Annotated in this window: 14 protein-coding genes; 7 read left to right on the top strand and 7 right to left on the bottom strand. The window is 63.2% G+C overall.

Annotation, left to right across the window (positions count from 1 at the left end):
- Positions 1–84 precede the first annotated feature (84 nt).
- Positions 85–3,828, top strand: coding sequence for a response regulator (locus IRI77_RS13590; protein ID WP_194452590.1), 3,744 nt, complete (start codon positions 85–87; stop codon positions 3,826–3,828).
- Between the two features lie 32 nt (positions 3,829–3,860).
- Here IRI77_RS13590 and IRI77_RS13585 read toward each other — a convergent pair whose 3' ends face one another.
- Positions 3,861–6,335 carry an ABC transporter permease gene (locus IRI77_RS13585; RefSeq protein WP_194452589.1) on the bottom strand — a complete coding sequence of 825 codons (2,475 nt, stop codon included), beginning with the start codon at positions 6,333–6,335 and terminating at the stop codon, positions 3,861–3,863.
- Positions 6,336–6,678: 343 nt separating this feature from the next.
- Here IRI77_RS13585 and IRI77_RS13580 point away from each other — a divergent pair, with 343 nt between their 5' ends.
- Complete coding sequence (locus tag IRI77_RS13580) at positions 6,679–7,386, top strand: hypothetical protein (RefSeq protein ID WP_194452588.1); 708 nt, start codon at positions 6,679–6,681, stop codon at positions 7,384–7,386.
- A 195-nt stretch (positions 7,387–7,581) separates the two neighbouring features.
- Positions 7,582–9,669 (top strand): winged helix-turn-helix domain-containing protein, encoded by a 2,088-nt coding sequence (locus IRI77_RS13575; RefSeq protein WP_194452587.1) that lies wholly within the window; start codon positions 7,582–7,584, stop codon positions 9,667–9,669.
- Between the two features lie 219 nt (positions 9,670–9,888).
- Here IRI77_RS13575 and IRI77_RS13570 read toward each other — a convergent pair whose 3' ends face one another.
- The 3 genes from IRI77_RS13570 to IRI77_RS13560 all read right to left on the bottom strand — a co-directional run bounded on the left by IRI77_RS13570 (position 9,889) and on the right by IRI77_RS13560 (position 11,776).
- Positions 9,889–10,224, bottom strand: a complete 336-nt coding sequence (locus IRI77_RS13570; protein ID WP_194452586.1) for a hypothetical protein — start codon at positions 10,222–10,224, stop codon at positions 9,889–9,891.
- A gap of 230 nt (positions 10,225–10,454) precedes the next feature.
- Positions 10,455–11,102 carry a class I SAM-dependent methyltransferase gene (locus IRI77_RS13565; protein WP_194452585.1) on the bottom strand — a complete coding sequence of 216 codons (648 nt, stop codon included), beginning with the start codon at positions 11,100–11,102 and terminating at the stop codon, positions 10,455–10,457.
- A 56-nt stretch (positions 11,103–11,158) separates the two neighbouring features.
- Positions 11,159–11,776, bottom strand: coding sequence for a PadR family transcriptional regulator (locus IRI77_RS13560; RefSeq protein ID WP_194452584.1), 618 nt, complete (start codon positions 11,774–11,776; stop codon positions 11,159–11,161).
- A 366-nt stretch (positions 11,777–12,142) separates the two neighbouring features.
- On the opposite strand from IRI77_RS13560, the gene IRI77_RS13555 reads away from it, so the two are divergent.
- Positions 12,143–13,681, top strand: coding sequence for an alpha-N-arabinofuranosidase (locus IRI77_RS13555; protein ID WP_194452583.1), 1,539 nt, complete (start codon positions 12,143–12,145; stop codon positions 13,679–13,681).
- 71 nt (positions 13,682–13,752) lie between these two features.
- On the opposite strand, the gene IRI77_RS13550 is transcribed toward IRI77_RS13555, so the two are convergent.
- Positions 13,753–14,124, bottom strand: a complete 372-nt coding sequence (locus IRI77_RS13550; RefSeq protein WP_194452582.1) for a VOC family protein — start codon at positions 14,122–14,124, stop codon at positions 13,753–13,755.
- A gap of 214 nt (positions 14,125–14,338) precedes the next feature.
- Here IRI77_RS13550 and IRI77_RS13545 point away from each other — a divergent pair, with 214 nt between their 5' ends.
- From IRI77_RS13545 to IRI77_RS13535, 3 genes are all read left to right on the top strand, one after another.
- Positions 14,339–14,710 carry a hypothetical protein gene (locus tag IRI77_RS13545; protein WP_194452581.1) on the top strand — a complete coding sequence of 124 codons (372 nt, stop codon included), beginning with the start codon at positions 14,339–14,341 and terminating at the stop codon, positions 14,708–14,710.
- Between the two features lie 200 nt (positions 14,711–14,910).
- Complete coding sequence (locus tag IRI77_RS13540; protein ID WP_194452580.1) at positions 14,911–15,849, top strand: NAD-dependent epimerase/dehydratase family protein; 939 nt, start codon at positions 14,911–14,913, stop codon at positions 15,847–15,849.
- 149 nt (positions 15,850–15,998) lie between these two features.
- Positions 15,999–17,582 carry a carboxylesterase/lipase family protein gene (locus tag IRI77_RS13535; RefSeq protein WP_228486725.1) on the top strand — a complete coding sequence of 528 codons (1,584 nt, stop codon included), beginning with the start codon at positions 15,999–16,001 and terminating at the stop codon, positions 17,580–17,582.
- Positions 17,583–17,684: 102 nt separating this feature from the next.
- On the opposite strand, the gene IRI77_RS13530 is transcribed toward IRI77_RS13535, so the two are convergent.
- Together IRI77_RS13530 and IRI77_RS13525 are read right to left on the bottom strand one after the other, a co-directional pair.
- Positions 17,685–18,800, bottom strand: a complete 1,116-nt coding sequence (locus IRI77_RS13530) for an RtcB family protein (protein ID WP_194452578.1) — start codon at positions 18,798–18,800, stop codon at positions 17,685–17,687.
- Positions 18,801–18,816: 16 nt separating this feature from the next.
- Positions 18,817–19,227: a hypothetical protein gene (locus tag IRI77_RS13525; protein WP_194452577.1), complete on the bottom strand. Its 411-nt coding sequence runs from the start codon at positions 19,225–19,227 to the stop codon at positions 18,817–18,819.
- Between the last annotated feature and the right edge of the window lie 394 nt (positions 19,228–19,621).

Genomic DNA, 19,621 nt, shown 5'->3' with positions numbered 1-19,621 from the left:
TGCCTCGTGGGCGCCGCGTTGTCCGTATGGGCCGCACCGGGCAGTGGTCCGGCTGAATGGCGTTCCTGGGACCGTTCGGATGGCATGAACGAGTCGTATGCCCACTCCATCACCCTGGATCCGGCCGGGCGGCTTTGGGTGGTGCACGGGGCCGTGTCGAATCTGTCGATCCTGAACGGATACAGCACGGAACACCTGCCGACGCCGGGCCGCGGCTCGGTCCTTGCGGTGGCGGCTTCCGGCGAGGCCTGGGCGCTGAATTCGGGGGGGCTGTTCCACCTCGAAGGCGGAAAGTGGGTGCGACAGGTTGTGCCCGGGTTCGACGAGGAGAAACTGTCGGGTCCAGGACGGATTGCTGTGGACGAGCACGGCGGTGTGCTGCTGGCCGGCGCGGACCGGCTGTACCTGTATGACAGCGCGAACCGCAGAACCACAACCTTGTGGCGCAGCGAGAGCGGACTGGGCCGGCTGAACACGGTCATATCGGATGCGTCCGCCACCTGGCTGGTTCTCGACAACGGCATTGCCTGCCGTCCCCGAGGTTCGGTGCAGTGGAATGAGTTCCTCAGCGCCAAGGCGGGCTTGACTGCGTTGATCAAACCGTGGGCCGATGGCAGCGGTGTGCTGATGGTGGGCGGCCGGGAGCAGGTCTCGAACCGGGCCGTGCTGGTGGAGTTCGACCATGGCCGGTGGACGGAAGTCTACCGGGGCGGCCGTGCTCCCGTATGGGGTTGGCGCAGTGGTGGAGCGCTGTGGAGAAAGGAAGGGAACTGGCTCTACACCCAGACGGGGGAAAGCTGGACCCGAGTCGAAAAGCACGGCGCCATGGGCGGTTTGATTTACGATGCCGTGCCCGACGGGCGTTCCACATTCTGGGTGGCTACGTCGCAGGGCGTGGCTCGACACTTCGAGCCGATGTGGAGGACTCCCCAGGGCGCGGAGTCGGATCAGATCGTTTCGGGGATCGTCGAGGATCACAGGAACCGGCTGTGGTTCCTCCACGAATCAATGCTGCTGCTGAACGACCACAACCAATGGTCGAGGTACGAGCTGCCAGAGGAGATGCAACCGAAGACGCTCCACACCGGGAGCGTGGCCGCAATGGGGGAGCTGTTCTACTTTCTCTGTGAGAACGGCAAGTTGGCTTCGTTCAATCCGGCTTCCTCTCATTTCGGATGGGTGAGCCACCCCGGCGGCAGGATGGTGCGCACCGCCAGCACGCGGTATGACGGCCAGCTGCTGGTGATCACGAAGGACCCTGCCAAGAATACCGAGTATGTCGAGCTGTTCGATGGCGAGCGGTTTTCCACTCTCCAGCAACTACCGGAGGGCGTCCTGGACGAAGATGTTCGCTCCATGGCGCAGTCTGCCGACGGGGTCCTTTGGATCTGTGGCGGCTTGGAGCTTTCGGGCTGGAAGCAGGGCCGGCGTGTTTCGACGGTGCATCCCGAGGGGCCTGCCGGCGTGGGCGGCTTCCATCTGGCGGAGGTGGCGCCGGGGCGGCTCCTGCTGGGCGGCCGCGCCGTGGTATCGGAGTGGGACGGCCGCAAATGGACAGTGTTGCACGGCGGCCTGGAGCGTGCGCGGCACGTCATGCGAGCCCACGACGGGACCATCTGGATCGCGGCGGCGAACGGCATCCACCGTCTGAAGGACGGAATCCTGATCACGAATGACACGGATGAAGGCCTGCCCACGGGTGTCTCTTATTCGCTTTTCGAGGACAGCCGGAACCGGATCTGGGCGGGCACCGCGCAGGGCGTCAGCCTGTTCAATCCCGAAGCGGACAAGGGGCCGCCTGTGACGTTCATCCCGAAGGGCATCAATCGCGCCGAGGTGTCGCCCCAAGGCGATGCCGCCCTGTCCTTCGCCGCAATTGACCGGTGGAAGAAGACCGACGTTTCCCGAATGATCTTCTCCTACCGCCTGGACGATGGCGCCTGGTCTGAGTTCTCCGCGAACCCCATCATGAGTTTGCGTCGCCTGCCGGGCGGGACTCATCGCATCACGGCCCGGGCGGCCGACCGGAATGCGAACATCGACAGAGCAGGCGCCACCTTCGAGTTTCAGGTCCTGCTTCCCTGGTACCGGCAGCCGGTGTTCCATGCGATCGCATTCGCGGCGCTGATGGTGATTGCGGCGCTGACTCTTGCGGTGACCCGCAGCTTCCACGCCCTGCGCCGGGCGAAGCTCGCGGCCGAGAGTGCCAGCCGCTCGAAGAGCGAATTCCTGGCCAACATGAGCCACGAAATCCGGACGCCCATGAACGGCATCATTGGCATGACCGAACTTGCGCTGAGGACGAACCTCAATCCGGAGCAGTCAGAGTACCTCTCCACGGTGAAGGAATCGGCCGATGCATTGATGACGATCCTGAACGACATTCTGGATTTCTCGAAGATCGAGGCCGGGAAGTTCGAGTTGACGTTCGGTGATTTCAGCCTGCGCGACAGCGTGGGCGACTGCCTGCGGCTGCTGGCCATCCGCGCTCATGAGAAGGGGATCGAACTGGCGATGGACATTCGCCCGGACGTACCCGACACGCTTCTGGGGGATGCGGGGCGGTTGCGCCAGGTGTTGATGAATCTTGTCGGCAATGCAGTGAAGTTCACTGAGGTGGGCGCGGTGCTGGTGCGCGTGCGAGTGGAACGAATGGAGGCTGACGGGCCCGTACTGGATTTCCAGGTGGCGGATACGGGTATCGGCGTGCCGCCGGACAAGCGAGTGAGGATCTTCGCTCCATTTGAGCAGGCTGACGGTTCCACCGTGCGCCGCTTCGGCGGCAGCGGCCTGGGTCTGGCAATCTCCTCGAAGCTGGTGCATCTGATGGGCGGCGTGATCTGGGTGGAGAGTCCCTGGGTGGCCCAGGAACGTGTGGAAGGCGGCCCCGGCAGCGTGTTCCATTTTCAGGCGAAGTTCGGAATCGGGCGGCCGCTTGTGCTGCCTGCAGAGATTGATATTCCTGGCTTCGCCGGTTTGCGTGTGCTGATTGTGGACGATCATCGTATCAATCGCGGAATCCTCAGCGAGACGTGCACGGCGTGGAAGATGAAGACACGGCTGGCGCAGGATGGCGCTTCAGCCCTCGCCCTGATCGACGAGGGCCTGGCCGCCGGTGAACCGGACGACCTCGTGATCCTCGACTTCAACATGCCCACCATGGACGGCTTCGAACTCGCGCGCCGAATCAGGAAGCGCGACGGCCTGCAGGCGACCCGGATGCTGATGCTGACTTCGGCGGGAGAACCGGGAGACATCGAGCAATGCCGCAAGGCCGGCATCGATGCTTACCTGCTGAAACCCGTGAAGCAGGCGGAACTGGCCGCCGCAATCGGCTCGCTGTTCCACAAGACGCCGACGCAGGGTGCGGCTGCCGTTGAGGCTGAGCAGGATGCGGGGCAGCAGCCTGGACTGCGGAAACTCAGGGTGCTGCTGGCCGAAGACAACGCAGTGAATCAGCGCCTGGCGATGCGCATGATCGAGAAGAGCGGGCACGCGACCGTGTTGGCGGGTAATGGGCGAGAAGCCGTGGAGATGTTCGCGCAGGATCGGTTCGATCTGGTTCTCATGGACGTGCAGATGCCAGAGGTGGATGGACTGGAGGCCACCGCGTCCATTCGTAAACTGGAACAGGAACGGGGCAGCCATACACCGATCTATGCCATGACCGCCTATGCCATGCGCGGCGATGAAGAGATCTGCCTGAATGCCGGCATGGATGGCTACCTCTCAAAGCCGATCCAGATCCAGCAATTGATTGGTCTGTTGAAAGCGGTGTCGGGCACCGCAGGCGGGGATGATCCCAAGCCTGGTGACGGCACGCCTTAGGCTCAGCCTCTCAATGGACCCCCGGCTGGCTGTCACTCCTCATGCAGCGCTGCCTGTGGTTGAATCCGCGCAGCCCGGCGGGCCGGCTGATAACCGGCACAGGCGGCGATGGTGATCAGGATCGCGGCTGCCAGGCAGAACGTCGACGGATCGTTCGGGGCCAGGCCATAGACGAGTCCCGTGAGGAAGCGTGTCAGGCCGAGCGTGATGGCGAGGCCCGCCACCACGCCCGCGAAAGCCGTGGCGAGCACCTCCCGCAGGACCATGCGCAGGATTCGCGATTGCTCCGCGCCGAGCGCCATCCGGATCCCGATTTCATTGGTCCGGCGCGCCACGCCGTAGGACACGACTCCGTATAGTCCGATGCCCGCCAGCAGCAATGCGAGAGCTCCAAAGCAGCCGGAGAGCACGGCCATCAGCCGTTCCCTGGAGAGAGATTCTTCCACCCGTGTGGATAGGGTCGTGAATTCGATCGACACGGCGGGGTTGACCTCCGCGATGGCGGACTTGACCGCGCCGGTCAATACGGCGGGCGCCGTGCCTCCGGTGCGGAGTTCGAAGTTCGTCATCGGATAAGGCTCAGGGTCCTGATTCCAGGCGAGGTACACAATGGGCCGGACCGTGTCGCGCATCGAGCCGTAACGCACATCGCCCACAACGCCGACGATCTCGACCGGATCGCTCATTGTGTTGCGCTTCTGGATCCGGAAACGCCGGCCCAACGGGCTATCCGTGCCGAAGTAGCGCTTCGCCATGGCCTGGTTGATGATGGCGGCTGAGGGCGAGTCCGGCGTGTCATGCGCGTCGAAGTCCCTGCCGGCGGTCAACGTGGTGCCGAGTGCTTCAAAGAAGCCCTCGCTGACGAGGTTACTGTCCACGGCGACGACGGGAGCGGTCCGGCCTGGCGCCTCCTCGAGAGCCAGTTCGCGGGTGGACGCGCAGCCGCAGGCGGGTGTCAGGTTGGAAACACTGGCGGCGCGGACGCCCGGCAAGGCCCGCAACTTCGCCAGCATTTGCAGGTAGGCGCCGCGGCGGCGTTCCGGGGCATAGCGGCCATTGCGCAGGTCGACACTGGCCAACAGTACCTGGTCTTTCGCGAAGCCGGTCTCACTGCCCAGCAGCTTCCACAGGGTTGTGAGCATCAGGCCGGCGCCCACAACCAGCGGGAGCGACAGGGCGATTTGCACGGCAACCAGTGCCCGCGCCGTGTTGAACCTGGAGCCTTCGATCACATCGCGCGAATTCGATTTCATCGCCGCGTAAGGTGAGACGGGCGTGCCTCTCCATGCCGGCGCGAGTCCAAACAGCACGCTGGTCAGCAAGGCCAGAGTTGCGGTAAAGGCGAGCACACGCCAGTCTGGGGCCGCATCCAGCGGCACGTCGAGAATAGCCAGCAGGCCGCTGGTAGCCCAGTTGGCGAAGAGCAAGCCGAGCAGGGCGCCTAGTCCGGCGAGCAGCAGGCTTTCCGCCAGCAGTTGCCGGATCAGGCGGCCGCGGCCGGCGCCCAGGGCCATTCGGATGGCGAACTCCCGGCGCCGCGCCACGCAGCGAGCCAGCAGCAGGTTGGCCACATTCGCGCAGGCGATCAACAGGACTACCGCGACGATGCCCATCAGCACCATCAGCGCGTCGAGGTACTGCTCGCGCAGATAGGAGAGGCCGGTGGCGAATGGGTTGGTGACGAGTGTCCGCTGCAGGTAGCGCTGCTGTTCCGGCGCGCGCCAGTGGGAGGGCACGGTGGCCTGAAAGATGCCCGGCGCCAGTGCTTTCATTTGCGCCGTGGCTTGATCGGGGCTGATGCCTGCTTTGGGACGGCCCACCAGGCGCAGCCAGGCGTAGAGCGTATTGTAGTTGCCCGGAGCCGCGTGGATGTCCAGATTGCTGGTCTCTCCATGCAGGATCTTTTCCGCGCAGAGCGGCACGATCACGTCAAAGGTGGAGCCGACATCGACGCCGGTGAAGCCGGCTCCGGTGACCCCGGCGATGGGAATGGGGTGTCCGTCGAGCGAGATCGTTTTGCCCAGGATGCCGGTTTGGCCTCCGTACTCTTTCTGCCAGAAACCATGACTGAGGATCGCCGCGCCTGGACAGCCCCGCCAGTCATCCGCCGACGTCAGGGCGCGTCCCAAGGCCGGCCGGACGCCGAGGGTGTCGAAGTACTGGCCGGAAGCGAATATCCCATTGGCGTAGCGGGCTTCACCGCCCGAAGCGAGATTGAAGCGCCAGCGGCCGTAGGCGAAGAGGTCCGCGAAGACCTGCTGGCGGTCGCGGATCCGCTCCCACAGGGGATTGCTGAAGAACTGGGGCGAGTCCATGGTGACCTGGAGAAGTTGTTCCGGGTGGCTGACAGGCAGGGTCCGCAGCATGAGGGCGTTGATCAGGCTGAAGATGGCCGTGTTCGCGCCGATACCCAGGGCCAGAGAGAGGACAGCCATGCCGGTGACGGCTGGAGAGGTCCGGAGCGAGCGGAGCGCCTGGCGCAGGGTTTGCTGGAGGGTGTCGAGCATCGAAGGTCTCCGGATATTGAATTGGGCGCCAGGCGCGATGGGTCCTGGATGTCAGCTTAGCGGAGCGGAGGGGGTGTTGCGGCGGGGGCGGAGCTTGCCGGTGCGGGGGCTCGGATGGTTGCTATCGTGAATGCGAGAACTGCGGATGGCGAAGAGATTGGAGGTTCAGCGGCCGGAAGCCGAAGCAACCGCCGGAATCCGGCTGGGCATGCCCGGCGAAGTCCGCTGCGGCGTGTGTGGGAAGCGGCGTCGAAGATTGACAGAAGTACAGGTCGGACGGCAGCGGGTTCTCCGATGTCCGGCGTGCGTTGTCTCCGAGAGTCAGCACGAGGAGTGGCGTGCCGTGGCGGTCCGGGCGGTGCGCCTTTGGCATCAGGGCGAGTTGGATGCGGCGTTGCTGGAAGTGCAGTCGTTCCTGAGGAGAACTCGGGTTCATGAGGGACTGAATGAGTTCCGGGGGAACGCCCTGGCAATGCAGGCCGGGATCCAGGAAGAGGCCGGCGATTTGGCCGCTGCCTGGCGCAGCCTGCGTCAACGCGACGATCTGCCCTTCTCCTGCCAGTCCAACTATCTGTGTCACCAGATTCAGGTTGTGGAGATTCTCCTTCATCACAGCCGGTACGCGGAGGCCCAACTGCGCATTCGCCTGGGGTTGAAGCACGTCTACGAGGCCTGCCTTCCTGAGGCGCTGAAGCTGCTGCGGCTGTTCTGCCGCATCCCTCCGAGCCATCGAGAGCGGGACTTGCGGAGGCACCGGCGTCTGCTGCAACGCGCTGTTCAGTCGTTTGGGGTGGCGGATGGTCAGATTCCTCAAGGCGAGTTTGACAGCCGGGTGGAGGCGTTATCTGTCCTCTTCCAGGAAGGACTGGTCCGGTACAACGAAATGGGGGAGCGGGCCCGCTGGCTGCTGGGCCAGCAAGACCCTGCCGCCGCGCTTGGGTTGGTGCGGGCGTTCGTGCGGACCGAGCCGCTGGGCTTCTACCGGCAACTGGCCGTCCATCAGTGGAGTGAGCACGGGCTTGTTGAGGAAGTGGTCAGGCTGACGGACTGAGAGCGAGTGATGGACGACCTGGCGGGTGCCTTAAATCCGCTGTAGGGATTCATTTAGTCCCTAATCGGTCAATGGGACAAGTACCTGTCTCCTGAGCGGAGTAACTCGATTTCGTTACATCAACTCCCCGGGGAAGTTGATGATTACAGGCAACATCCTGTAACCTCCAGACCGAAGAAGACATCGAATAGATAGATGCTGTCTGGTACAAAAAGGTCGTGGGAGCCTGTCGGCGACCGCGACTCGGTCATCAAGTTCGGCCTGTTTGCGGCGGATGTGCGGACTGGTGAACTCAGTAAGAATGGAATTCGCATCCGACTGGCGGATCAGCCGTTTCGCATTCTGGTGGCCCTGCTGCGCAATCCGGGCGAGTTGGTGACCCGCGAGGAGTTGCGGCAGATCCTTTGGGGCGATGATGTCGCCGGGGATTTCGAGCAGGGGCTCAATCGTTCAGTGAACAAGGTCCGGGAAGCGCTTTGCGACACGGCGGTCAACCCCAGGTACGTCGAAACGCTGCCGGGGCGCGGATATCGATTTATAGGGCCGATCGAGGCGGAAGCACCCCCGGTAGTGGAGTCACAACCCAGCCATATCCGGTGGAAGTGGATTCTCGCGGTCGTTGGCCTGAGCGTGGCCGCGGGCGCCTTCCTTGCTTTGCGGTGGACCCAGCCGTCCGTGCCGTCGGCGCACTGGCGCAAACTCACCACGGATAACTACAGCAAGGTTCCGCCGGTCCTGACCGATGGCAGCCGCCTCTATTTCCTGGCCGGCTACCGTGGAGAGCAGTTCATCGCGCAGCTACCGGCCAGCGGCGGACTGCCCATGAAGCTGCCCATCACGCTGCCCGGGCCCGACTGCACGCTCCACGATCTGTCGCCGGATGGTGAGGAACTGTTGCTGACGGCAACGTCAACTTCTGGCCGCACAAAGCTTTGGCCGCTTTGGAGCCTGCGCATCGGGGATGGAACCGCGCGGCGGGTCGGGAGCGTCCTGGCCACCTCGGCCGCATTCTCCCCTGATGGCACCCAGATTGCGTTCTCGACGGAAAGCGAGCTGTACATCGCCCCTCGCAATGGTGCGCCCGCCCAACGGGTCATCGAGCTCAGGGACAGCTTCGTCGATTCCGTCAGCTGGTCGCGCAGCGACGATCACCTCAGGTTCTCCCGGCGGGATCCGCTTTCGGGACAGGCCTCCGCCTGGGAGGTTCGGACGGATGGTTCCCGCCTCCGCCGGTTGGCGCCGGAATGGGACGCTCCCACGTTTGTGCCGGCCGGTTGGGCCCTGGAGGGCAAACTTGGGCTTTTATCCTCTGGCGGCAATTTCTGGGCGATGCCTGAGCCGAGCCTGTTTCAACCGGGCCCCCGGCAGCCCACGAAGCTCACCACCGACGAACCGGAGTTCTCGAGCTATGTAAGGTCGCAAGGGGGGGCCAAGTTCCACGCCATTGGCATCGACCGGTTGGGGGAACTCCAGAGTTTCGACATGACATCGAAGACCTGGGTGCCTGTGCTGGATGGGATTTCGGCCGAACAAGCCGAGTATGCCCGCGATGGCCGACGCATCGCATACGTGAGCTATCCCCAGCGCTCACTGTGGGTTAGGCAGTCGGATGGGACGCGGCCCATCCAATTTACCAGCCCGCCGATGGTGCCGCTGCTGCCGCGCTGGTCCCCTGACGGCCATAACATCGCCTTCTCCGCGCAGGAGGCCCCGGACAAGCCGATGCGGACGTACATCGTGGATACAGACACCGGAGCGATGCGCCTGGCTGTCCCGTCCGACGCCGGATCGCAGAGTGATCCCACGTGGTCGCCGGATGGGCGGAAGCTGATGTTCGGCGTCAGCGCCAGCAGTGCGCGGGAAAACGTCTATCTGCGACTGGCTGACCTGCAGACGGGCAAGGTGTCGAAGTTTGATGGATCGGATGGATTGTTCAGTCCGCGCTGGTCTCCGGACGGCACAATGGTAGCCGCCCTGCGACTGATTGGAACGCGCAACCTGATGCTTTATCGTTTCGAGGACCGGAAGTGGGTCCAGTTGTCCGACCTGCAATGCCGTTGGCCGGTGTGGTCGCCGGATGGGAAGTCGATCTTTTATCTCGCCCGTAACCATCTGATGCGTTACGACGTTAGCCGCAATAAGACCGAGATTGTATCCGACTTGCCGGTAGGGGAATTGGGCGGATTCCTGCACGGGATTGGTATGTCCAACTACGGATCCCCACTCAGGACCCTGGATCACAACAGCCCACAGGTCTATGAGCTCGAGTTCGCGCAGCGCTAATCGCGGAACACCGGCACAGGCTGCTCCCGGTGGGTTTTGACTCCAGGAATCTGTCTCTCACAACCCGATGGCCGGCTTCCGCGCGCAACACGCTGGGCACGCTGTCCCGGCCGGTCATCAGCGGTGGGGGTTGGTAAGGATCGGAGAGAGACAGACTCCTGGATCGTTCTCATTTTCCGGCGAGCAGGTCCAAGGAAGATCCTTGGCATGCGGCCGGGGCTACTTGCTGAATTCCACCTTCATCTTGGACCCGCCCAGATCGATGGAGGTCAGTTCGACGATGGCTCCGCCACTTTTCGTGTTGATTGCCGTGGTCTTGAACTTCGTGGTTCCTTCCGCGACTTTCATGGGCACTTCAATAGTTTTGTTGTTCTTGGCCAGGATCAACGTGGCACTGGTTCCGTCCACCTTCACGGTGTAGCGGCCGGGCTCCAACTTGACGGTTCCGGCAGTCGCCGGGGCCGAAAGTGAAAAATCATACGACTTTGCGTAGATTGGTGTCAGGCTGGCGATGGTGAGGGCAGCGGCGAAAAAGAGCGTCTTGAGCATGTTCATAGAGGTTTCCCTGTTCACCAGTTCAACCAAAATGAGTGCTAATCTCCATCTCTTCGGGATGGAAGTCGCATGGAATCCGCCTCCCTTTCCAATGCACTGATAAAACGAGACATCCTGGTGCCTGTTCCTTACCATGGCGTGGTGGGCGACACCGTTTTAGCTGGTTCATATTCACTACTTCTTTGTCCGGCGGGTGTCCAGGCAGGCCCATTGGCCTTCCCTGCGAGGCCTCAAAGTTCGACCCCCGGCGCTGCGCGCCGAATCACCGCGAACCACATCAGCGGACCACCGTCCCCTGCACTCTGCGGGGACTCGGCCAGGAAAGCGGGGTTCAACTCCCCTCGCACCAGGTTGAGGGATTCGATGGTCCAACCGTCGGAGAAGGCGTCGCTGAGCTCCCGCCGCGACAGGCCCACGGGTCTGCCGGGACGCGGCGGCTCCTGGTCGCTGAAGCCGAACAGAAAGAGACGGCCGCCGGGATTCAGGATGTGGGCCAGGCCTTGGGCGTACTGTTCTCTTTCCCGCCCGTGATAGATGTGGAACAGACCGCTGTCGATCACGCTGGCGAAGCGTTGGTCCCATTCACCCAGGGTCATGGCGTCTTTGATCTCGAACTGGACAGGCAGGCCGCGCGCGGCGGCTTTGGCTCGGGCCCGGAGGATCGCCTCCTCCACAAAGTCGATGCCCGTCACCTGGTGTCCCAGGGCCGCGAAGTAAAGGGACACATTGCCTGTGCCGCAGCCGGCGTCGAGGACGGGGCTGATGATCTGGCCGGCGGCCTCGATAAAGGGCGACTGTGGCCGGCCGATTTCCCACGGCGGGTTGCCGGCGTACATTTGCGTGAATTCGTCGTGGACGGAAGCTGGTTCGTTCGGCATTGAGCTATCTCCTTTGAATTATTGGTGCTGAGAGGATTCGAAGGCCATGGCGGGGCTCAGAGTTCCTGAATTGCCTGCGCCGCCGCGCGGATTGTTTGCGCAATCTTCTTTGTCAGCTCCGGCGTCGCCTGCCCGGACGAGAGGCGCGCCACCGCGGCACTCCGCAACTCCATGAAAGCGCGCATGATCTCCGGAGACCGGCCGCGCTGGAAGCCCTTGCCGGCCTCGTCCATGCGCTCAAAGAGCTCACTGAGCCGATCCTTGTTCGCCTCCAGGAATGCCAGTCCATCCTGGGTGACCGCGTAGACCTTCTTGTTGTTCTCGGTCGACGAACTGGTTAGTCCCTCCTCTTCCAACATTGTGAGGGTGGGGTAGATGACACCGGCGCTGGGCGTGTAACCGCCGGCCAGCCGCTGCTCCATCGTTTTGATCAACTGGTAGCCGTAGCTGGGTTGCTCAGACAGCAGTTTCAGCACGACCAGTTTGACATCGCCGCCCTCAAACAGCCGTTCGCGGCCGCCGCCGAAACCACGGCCAAATCCGCCGCGCGGTCCGCCCTGGAATCGATCCCAGAAGCCGGGTCCGCCGCCAGGGCCGCCCAAACCCGGCCGCCTGGCGAAGCAGCGCTCCGGCGCTGCGTGGGCTTCGTGCATTCCAAAGAATCGTTCAAACATCACTCACTCTCCTTGTCTTCGATATATCTCAAGATATAGCGCAAGATATATCTTTGCGCAAGGGAAATCCGCAATGAGAAAGGCTGAAGCCGCGCGTGACGGCGATGTGCGAGGGCATTCCTCTCCCAGCGGCGGCGGCACTCGCCAGGGGCAACCGGTCTTCCAGATAGGCCGGGGCGCGGCAGGTGACCGCCCTCCGCAATGTATTCCTCCTGCCGGGTTTTGGGCTCTGACAATTGCTTCAACCACCTACACGGAGGGAAGGCAGAGTCCAAGGGTTCCGGCCGGGGAAACCGCGGCCGGCCGCGGGTGGTAGCGCGCCGGGTCCGTTCCTTCTATAGAATGTAAGCACTCCAGAAGAGCACTATGCCTATCCGAACGCTGATCGCCTTCCTCGTCGCGGCTTTCTCCGCCTCTGCCCAGCAACCCCTCTCCGCCAGCCTCACCATCCAGGCCGGCCAACCCGGTCCCCAAGTCAACCGCCAGATTTTCGGCCAGTTCGCCGAGCATCTCGGTGCAGGCATCTATGGCGGCATCTGGGTTGGAGAGAACTCGAAGATTCCGAACACCCGCGGCTATCGCAACGACGTGTTGCAAGCCTTGCGTGACCTCAAGGTCCCCGTCATCCGCTGGCCCGGCGGCTGCTTCGCCGATGAGTACAACTGGCGGGAAGGCGTCGGGCCGCGCGCCAAGCGTCCCGTCAAGATCAACACGCACTGGGGCGGAGTGACCGAGCCCAATTCGTTTGGCACCCATGAGTTCCTCGACTTCGCTGAACTCGTCGGCGCTGAGCCCTACATCAGCGGGAACGTCGGTTCTGCTCCGCCCCGTGAACTGGCTGAATGGGTGGAGTACGTCACTTCACCGGCCGGTTCGCTTGCCTCGGAACGTGCGGCGAATGGACGCAAGGATCCCTGGAAGCTGCCCTACATCGGGCTGGGCAATGAACTCTGGGGCTGCGGCGGCAACATGCGTGCCGAGTATGCAGCGGACGTCACCCGCCGCTACTCCACCTTCATCAAGGTCCCCGCGGGCGTCAGAATCCTGAAGTCCGCTTCCGGCCCCTCCGATGAAGATTACCACTGGATGGAAGTCATGATGCGTGACGCCGGCCGCTACTTCGATGCGATCGGCCTCCACTACTACACGATCACCAAAAACTGGCGCGTGAAGGGTTCCGCCACGGTGTTCGACGAATCCGAATACGCAACGACCCTCCAGGCCACGATGCGCATGGATGGCTTCATCACGAAGCACGCCGCCATCATGGACAAATACGATCCGCAGAAGCGGGTGTGGCTGGCCGTGGATGAGTGGGGCACCTGGTTCGACACAGAGCCCGGCACCAACCCCGGCTTCCTCTACCAGCAGAACACCCTGCGCGACGCTATCGTGGCCGCCCTGAACATCAACATCTTCACCAGGCATGCTGACCGCATCAAGATGGCCAATATCGCCCAGATGATCAACGTACTACAGGCCATGATCCTCACGAAGGACGAGAAGATGGTGCTGACGCCGACCTATCACGTCTTCGAGATGTTCAAGGCCTATCAGGACGCCACGGCTCTGCCCATCGACGTCAAATCACCCTGGTACAGCAAAGACGGCTCGACGCTGCCCGCCGTGAGCGCCACCGCGGTGCGTGGCAAGGATGGCCTTATGCATATCGGCCTGGTGAATGTTGATCCCAACGCTGCCGTGACGGTCACGGCTGAGCTGGCCGGTATCACCGCTGCTTCCGTCACCGGACGCGTGCTCACTGCCCCGGAGATCAACACGCACAACACGTTCGATCAGCCCACGGCTGTGAAGCCCGCGGCTTTCACCGGCGCCAGCATCGAAGCGGGCAAGCTGAAGGTTGTCCTTCCCGCAAAGTCCGTCGTTATGCTCGACGTGCAGTAGGCGCCTGTCGTCAGTTCGCGAATGGCCCCTGAATGGGAATCAGGGGTTCTGCGGTGAGCCTGTCTGGGGAGCTAGCCTCCGATCGGCTCACCGCAGACGATTCTGTGTCCGTCCGGGGTGCTCAAGCCGAACTCTCGCAGACCCCATGGTTTGTTCGTTGGCGAAGAGGTGATGAGTGCCCCCTTCGCGGCGAATTCGCGGAACAGGTCATCCACGCCTACGACATTCCAGTATGCGTAGTAGGAGTGGTTGCCGAGTTCGCCGGCGGGGATCTCGTCCACGCATTCGCCGAGCATCACGCGGAAGCAATCGCGAGTGAGAAAGCTCCAGCCTTCGGCATCGATCGGATCTTTGCGGAAGCCGAGGACATCCGTGTAGTAGCGAGTGGATACCTGGAGGTTGCGAACCGCCAGCACGCAGCGCGAATTCACGATTTGGGCCATGCTGCATTCTCTCCAACCCTTTCCCGCCGCTGGGCGGAGGTCTGAACGGGGGGAGTGCCTCCGCCAGGGGAGCGGGCGGAACTGAACTGCTGCCTCTCAAGGCAGCAACCTTCACAAAGAAGCATTCATGTCAGTTAATGTTGACTTTGGCACTGTGTGCCAATATACTGCCCCTATGGCCCACAAGCCAAACTCGTCCCCGAAAGGCCACCAAATGCGACTCTTGCTCCTCCAACTCCTGCTCGTTTCCACGGCGGTGGTTGCCAGTGCTCAGGATAGGGTTTCACTCAGCGGAAAATGGCAGGTCCACTTGAACGTTGCCGGTAACGAGAGTGACCAGACCTGCACGTTAACCCAGGAGGGCAGCGATCTCACCGGCACCTGCGACTCCGACCAGGCAACGGGCAAGCTTGCCGGAAAAGTGGCGGACAAGACGGTCGCATGGACGTTCAAGTCGGAGTACAACGGCGCGCCGCTGACGATCAAGTATAAGGGCACGCTGGACGGAACAAGCAAGATCACGGGTAGTGTGCTGGTGGAAGAATACAGCGTCGAGGGCGAGTTTACGGCGACCCTGGCCAAATAGCACCAGGCGGTAATTCGCCGGGATTCCCAATATGCGCGGGGCTGCTCCGCCGTTCCCTGCCTGCGGGAATGCTGCCTCTGACGGTGCGGCCGGTGGCCGGATGCGCGTGGGAGCCCACGCTACGTTTCGCCTATCCGCCAGGGTCTCATCTCCCGCTGCACTCACCAGGCGAGCTGTTAATCTGAGAGTACTTCACCCTCATGCGTATCGCCGTCATTGGTGGTTCCGGACACATCGGGACCTATCTCATTCCACAACTCGTCGAGGCCGGCCATGCCGTGCTGTGTGTCAGCCGGGGCCAGCGTCAGCCCTATCAACCGCACGATGGGTGGGCCGTGGTAGAGCACGTCCCGCTGGATCGCATGGTGGAAGAGGCCGCGGGTACCTTTGGCTCGCGCCTTGCGGAACTGAAAGCCGACGCGGTCATCGACCTCACGTGCTACACGCTCGGGAGTGCGCGGCAATTGGTGGAGGCGCTGCGCGGCAATGTGGGCCACTTTCTCCACTGCGGAACCATCTGGATCCACGGCCACAGTGTGGAGGTCCCCACGACTGAGGATCAACCGCGAAGACCCATCAGCGACTATGGCCGCCAGAAGGCTGCGATCGAGGAGTACCTGCTCGGCGAGGCGCGCGAGCACGGGTTTCCGGCTACGCTGCTGCATCCCGGACACCTGGTGGGTTGCGGTTGGCTGCCGCTCAACCCAGCGGCAAACTTCAATCCGGAGGTATTCGAGAAACTGGCGCAGGGTGGGGCAGTGGTCCTTCCGAACTTCGGACTGGAGACCGTGCATCACGTGCACGCCGCCGACGTGGCGCAGGCGTTCACGAATGCTGTCGCGCGCAGGTCTGCATCGACAGGCGAGTCTTTCCACATCGTCTCTCCCGCGGCCCTGACGTTGCGCGGCTTTGCCGAGCGGGTGGCCGGCTGGTTCGGAAAGGAAGCGAATCTCTCGTTCCTGCCCTGGAACGAGTGGCGTGAGACCGTGTCGCAGAAAGACGCGGAGATGACGTGGGATCACATTGCGCGTTCGCCGAACTGCAGCATCGCGAAGGCGCAGCGCCTGCTCGACTACCGTCCGCGCTACCGGTCTGATGAGGCGGTGCGGGAGTCGCTGCTCTGGTGGCGGTCCCGCTAGCTCGCAACTGCTGGAACTGCCGTACCCCATGATCCGCAGGGCGGCGTTCGTACTCCAGGGACGATTGCCCGCTGTGTCGCCCTCCGCCGGGTTCCTCTGGCGGTGATATTATCCCCGTGAGTCCAAAACCTATGAAGTCCCCCCAGTTGGTGATCCTTCCCCTCCTTGCGATTTGTGCCGGAGTTCTTCAGCCGGCGTTCGCCGCCGATCGAGTCAAGACGGCCAATGGCATTCTCGAATCCACTACCGCGCCGAAGGACGGCGTACGCAGTTTCAAAGGCATCCCGTTCGGCCAGCCGCCAGTGGGCGACCTCCGCTGGCGTCCTCCGCAGCCTGTCAAAAACTGGAAGGGGATCCGGAAAGCCGACCAGTTCGGGCCGCGCTGCATGCAGCGCACCGGCCCTGGCGGCGACTACTGGTTCCGCAGCAATGGCATGAGTGAGGATTGCCTTTACCTGAATGTCTGGACCTCCGCCAACTCATCCAAGGAAAAGCTCCCTGTGCTCTTCTATGTTTTCGGCGGCGGCTTCCAGAACGGAGATGGCTCCGAGCCTCGCTATGACGGCGAAAACATGGCGAGCAAAGGGATGGTCGCGGTTTCGATCAACTACCGAACCAATATCTTCGGCTTCTTCGCGCATCCGGAACTCACCCAGGAATCGCCCCACCACGCGGCGGGCAACTATGGGCTGCTCGACCAGGTGGCGGCCCTCCAGTGGGTCAAGCAGAACATCGCCGCGTTTGGCGGGGATCCGCAGCGCATCACGATCGCCGGCGAGTCGGCCGGTTCCATCTCGGTCAGCGCGCTGATGGCTTCTCCGCTTTCAAGAGATCTGATGGCCGGGGCGATCGGCGAGAGCGGAGCGATGATCTCCAGCTTGCCGCCGCAGCCCCTCGCCGCGGCGGAGCAGAATGGCGCGAGGTTCGGAACGGCGGTTGGGGCCGCTACGTTGACTGCACTCCGGACAATGACCGCGGAGCAGGTCCAGGAAGCCGTCAGCAAAACCCAGGGATTCCGCTTTGGCGCGACTCTGGATGGCTACTTCCTGCCCAAGCCGCTGGTCGCGATCTTCGAGGCGGGCGAGCAGGCGAAGATCCCGCTGCTGGCGGGCTCCAACACACAGGAGCAGTCGGCGAGGTTTGTATTGGGCCCAGGCGAACCGACGCCCGAGACCCTCGCCAATGCAATTACGAAGTTCTATGGCGATCGGGCAGACGCGGTGCAGAAAGCCTATGCTGCCAAGACTACGGAAGAGGTGTACGAAGCCGCACGGCACCTCGCCAGCGCGCGCTTCATCTCCCACGGCACATGGAAGTGGACCGAGTTGCAGATGAAGTCTGGCACCAAGCCGGTCTACCGGTATCTCTATGCACGCGTGCGGCCACCGTACCTCGGGATGCCTGGGCAACCGCCACCCGCCGCTCCGGCCGGTTTGCCCGCCGGGCCCCAGGGTGCCGTGCACTCGGCCGAGATCCAGTATGCGATGGGCAACCTCATCCTGGACAAGCGCTACACCTGGGAGCCGGCCGACTTTGAAGTCTCCAAGCAGATGCAGGCCTATTTCGTGAACTTCATCAAGACGGCCAATCCGAATGGAGCCGGGCTCCCGAACTGGCCGGCTTACACTTCCGGCGACAACTACCAGATCATGCGGATCGACGTGGAGTCGCACGCAGAGCCCGAGGCGCATCGGAACCGCTATCTGGCCATCGATTCGGCTCTGGCAAAGTAGTAGGACGCGTGGAAACGCGGCCTGGCTTCTCCGGGTGGGGTGTCCCACCCGGAGGATGGCCCGTCGCGCGTGACAAGCCGGCACCCGCGCCGGCTTGTTTGTTCACACCCCTTTGTAGTTGAGAATCGGGCGGAGCGTGCGGATGACTTTGACCAGTTCCCTCTGCGCCCTCAGCACGGTGCCGACGTCCTTATAGGCGGAAGGGGCCTCGTCTCGCAGTTGCCCCGCGAGGCGGGTGTCGTACCAAACGCCCTGCATCTCACGACGAAGCGTCCGCTCGCTGATGCGCGAACGAGCTTCAGTCCTGCTCATGGCGCGGCCCGCCCCGTGCGCGCTGGAGCAGAGCGCGGGTTCATGGCCGCGGCCCGCCACATGGAAGCTGGGGCTGCCCATCGATCCGGGCAGCACACCACTTTCGCCCTGGTGGGCCGGCATCGCGCCCTTCCGATGGATCCAGAGGTCCCGGCCTCCGAACTCCTCCCGCGTGACGTGATTGTGGTCCGTTGTGATGGCGGTCTCCCAGCAGACCTTCGCCCCCAAGGTATTGCCCAACACCCGGCCGGCCTCTTCCGCGATGGCCTTGCGTGATGCGTCCGCGTAACGCCGCGCGCAGGAGGCATCGTGAAGGTACTCCGCACCTGCGGTGGAGTTGGCGTCGAGGACCCGAAGGCGGTGGTCCACGGGTTCCCCTCGTGACAGATGGTGATCGCGAATTGCCTGGCCCAGTGCCCGCGACCCACTGTGCACCATGAGCCAGAGCCGGCTCTCTTCGTCAGCCTGGATCTCGAGGAAGTGATTTCCGCCGCCCAGGGTTGCGAACTCAAGGGCACCTTCATTGCGGCGAAGGGACTCAAGGCTGGGATGGCTTAGTGTACCGCCCACGGCTGCTTCCGGCTGCTCGATGACCAATCTCCGGTTCCGGCGGCGCGCCGGCACGGCCCGGCCGATCTCCGCGAGAACCTTCCCCGCGATGCCAGGTGACGCCAGCGCCGACGCTTCGATATCCAGCGCGACTGCAAACATGCCGCAGCCGATGTCGCCTCCCACGGCCTGCGGATAGAGCAGGTGTGTTGTGGCGACAGCTACGCCGATGCAGACGTCGGCGGAGAGATGCACATCGGGCATGATTGCCAGTTGCTGGACATCCGGAGCGCGCCGGAGGCGTTCGAGCGCCCCCGACACATCGTGGCTGAGTGGCGCCGTGAGCCAGGTTCGCATGGGGGCAAGCTGCGGCTCACTCCTCATCGCCACCTCCGGCCCACGTAGGCGCAAACAGTAGCTCCGGTGCTCTTTTGCGAGTGATTGCCGCTGCCACTTCCGACCGGAGACGCGGGGTCTCGCGGCTCAATAGGCCCATTACCTCGGACACCGGCCGGCCGTCCGGGATGAGCACGTGTACTAAGAGGCGTCCGCAATCGGGTGCGGCGGAAACCTCCTCTACGAACAAGACGTCGATGCCCTCACCGGTCCCACGGCCCGCCAGGGCGACGTTCAATGCCCGCTGAACCTGGCGGCAAAACTGCAGTGTCTTTCGTTCTTCCTGCCGGCGGGCTGACGCGCGGCACGATTCGCTTTCGTCCAGGGCTTCCACGAAGTCCGGATCGATCAAATGCGGCTCCCTCGAGCCGCGGCTATGCTTTTTCAAGAATGTTCCCCTAATTGCACACACGAATACCCGAGCTCCGCGCACACGGGTGCGGAGATCTCTCAACTGCGGTTTGTGTGGGTGAGCGCGATGGGCGTGAGCCCGGCCGGCAGGCTTAGGTTATGCCAGGGCGAGGGGGCTCGACGGCATCGGGCGGTGTGCAATAGGGGACATACTGGCCTCCGCTTCCTTGGGTCGAGAATTGGAAAATACGCGAGCCCGCGCATTCCCTCCAGTATTTTGGCCTGTCTCCGTGGCGAAATGCAAGATCCCGTCAACTGCGAGGGCAGAAACTCTGACTTTCCACACCGCCGGTAGGCATCGCCACGCGGCGGCCCTGATGATCCTGTATCTTGGCTTTGGCGGCGCGGAGCGGGTATTCGGATCCGAATTA

The sequence above is a fragment of the Paludibaculum fermentans genome (assembly GCF_015277775.1).
In the GTDB taxonomy this organism is placed as follows: Bacteria; Acidobacteriota; Terriglobia; order Bryobacterales; family Bryobacteraceae; genus Paludibaculum; species Paludibaculum fermentans.
The sequence above is the reverse complement of the archived record's forward strand: the minus strand, read 5'-3'. Positions and strand labels throughout refer to the sequence as shown.

Excerpts from the sequence above, each read along its gene's own strand:
- IRI77_RS13570 (WP_194452586.1), bottom strand. The coding sequence starts at position 10,224 with ATGAACATGCTCAAGACGCTCTTTTTCGCCGCTGCCCTCACCATCGCC.
- IRI77_RS13575 (WP_194452587.1), top strand. The coding sequence starts at position 7,582 with ATGCTGTCTGGTACAAAAAGGTCGTGGGAGCCTGTCGGCGACCGCGAC.
- IRI77_RS13560 (WP_194452584.1), bottom strand. The coding sequence starts at position 11,776 with ATGTTTGAACGATTCTTTGGAATGCACGAAGCCCACGCAGCGCCGGAG.
- IRI77_RS13585 (WP_194452589.1), bottom strand. The coding sequence starts at position 6,335 with ATGCTCGACACCCTCCAGCAAACCCTGCGCCAGGCGCTCCGCTCGCTC.
- IRI77_RS13545 (WP_194452581.1), top strand. The coding sequence starts at position 14,339 with ATGCGACTCTTGCTCCTCCAACTCCTGCTCGTTTCCACGGCGGTGGTT.
- IRI77_RS13550 (WP_194452582.1), bottom strand. The coding sequence starts at position 14,124 with ATGGCCCAAATCGTGAATTCGCGCTGCGTGCTGGCGGTTCGCAACCTC.
- IRI77_RS13540 (WP_194452580.1), top strand. The coding sequence starts at position 14,911 with ATGCGTATCGCCGTCATTGGTGGTTCCGGACACATCGGGACCTATCTC.
- IRI77_RS13530 (WP_194452578.1), bottom strand. The coding sequence starts at position 18,800 with ATGCGAACCTGGCTCACGGCGCCACTCAGCCACGATGTGTCGGGGGCG.
- IRI77_RS13590 (WP_194452590.1), top strand. The coding sequence starts at position 85 with ATGAACGAGTCGTATGCCCACTCCATCACCCTGGATCCGGCCGGGCGG.
- IRI77_RS13565 (WP_194452585.1), bottom strand. The coding sequence starts at position 11,102 with ATGCCGAACGAACCAGCTTCCGTCCACGACGAATTCACGCAAATGTAC.
- IRI77_RS13555 (WP_194452583.1), top strand. The coding sequence starts at position 12,143 with ATGCCTATCCGAACGCTGATCGCCTTCCTCGTCGCGGCTTTCTCCGCC.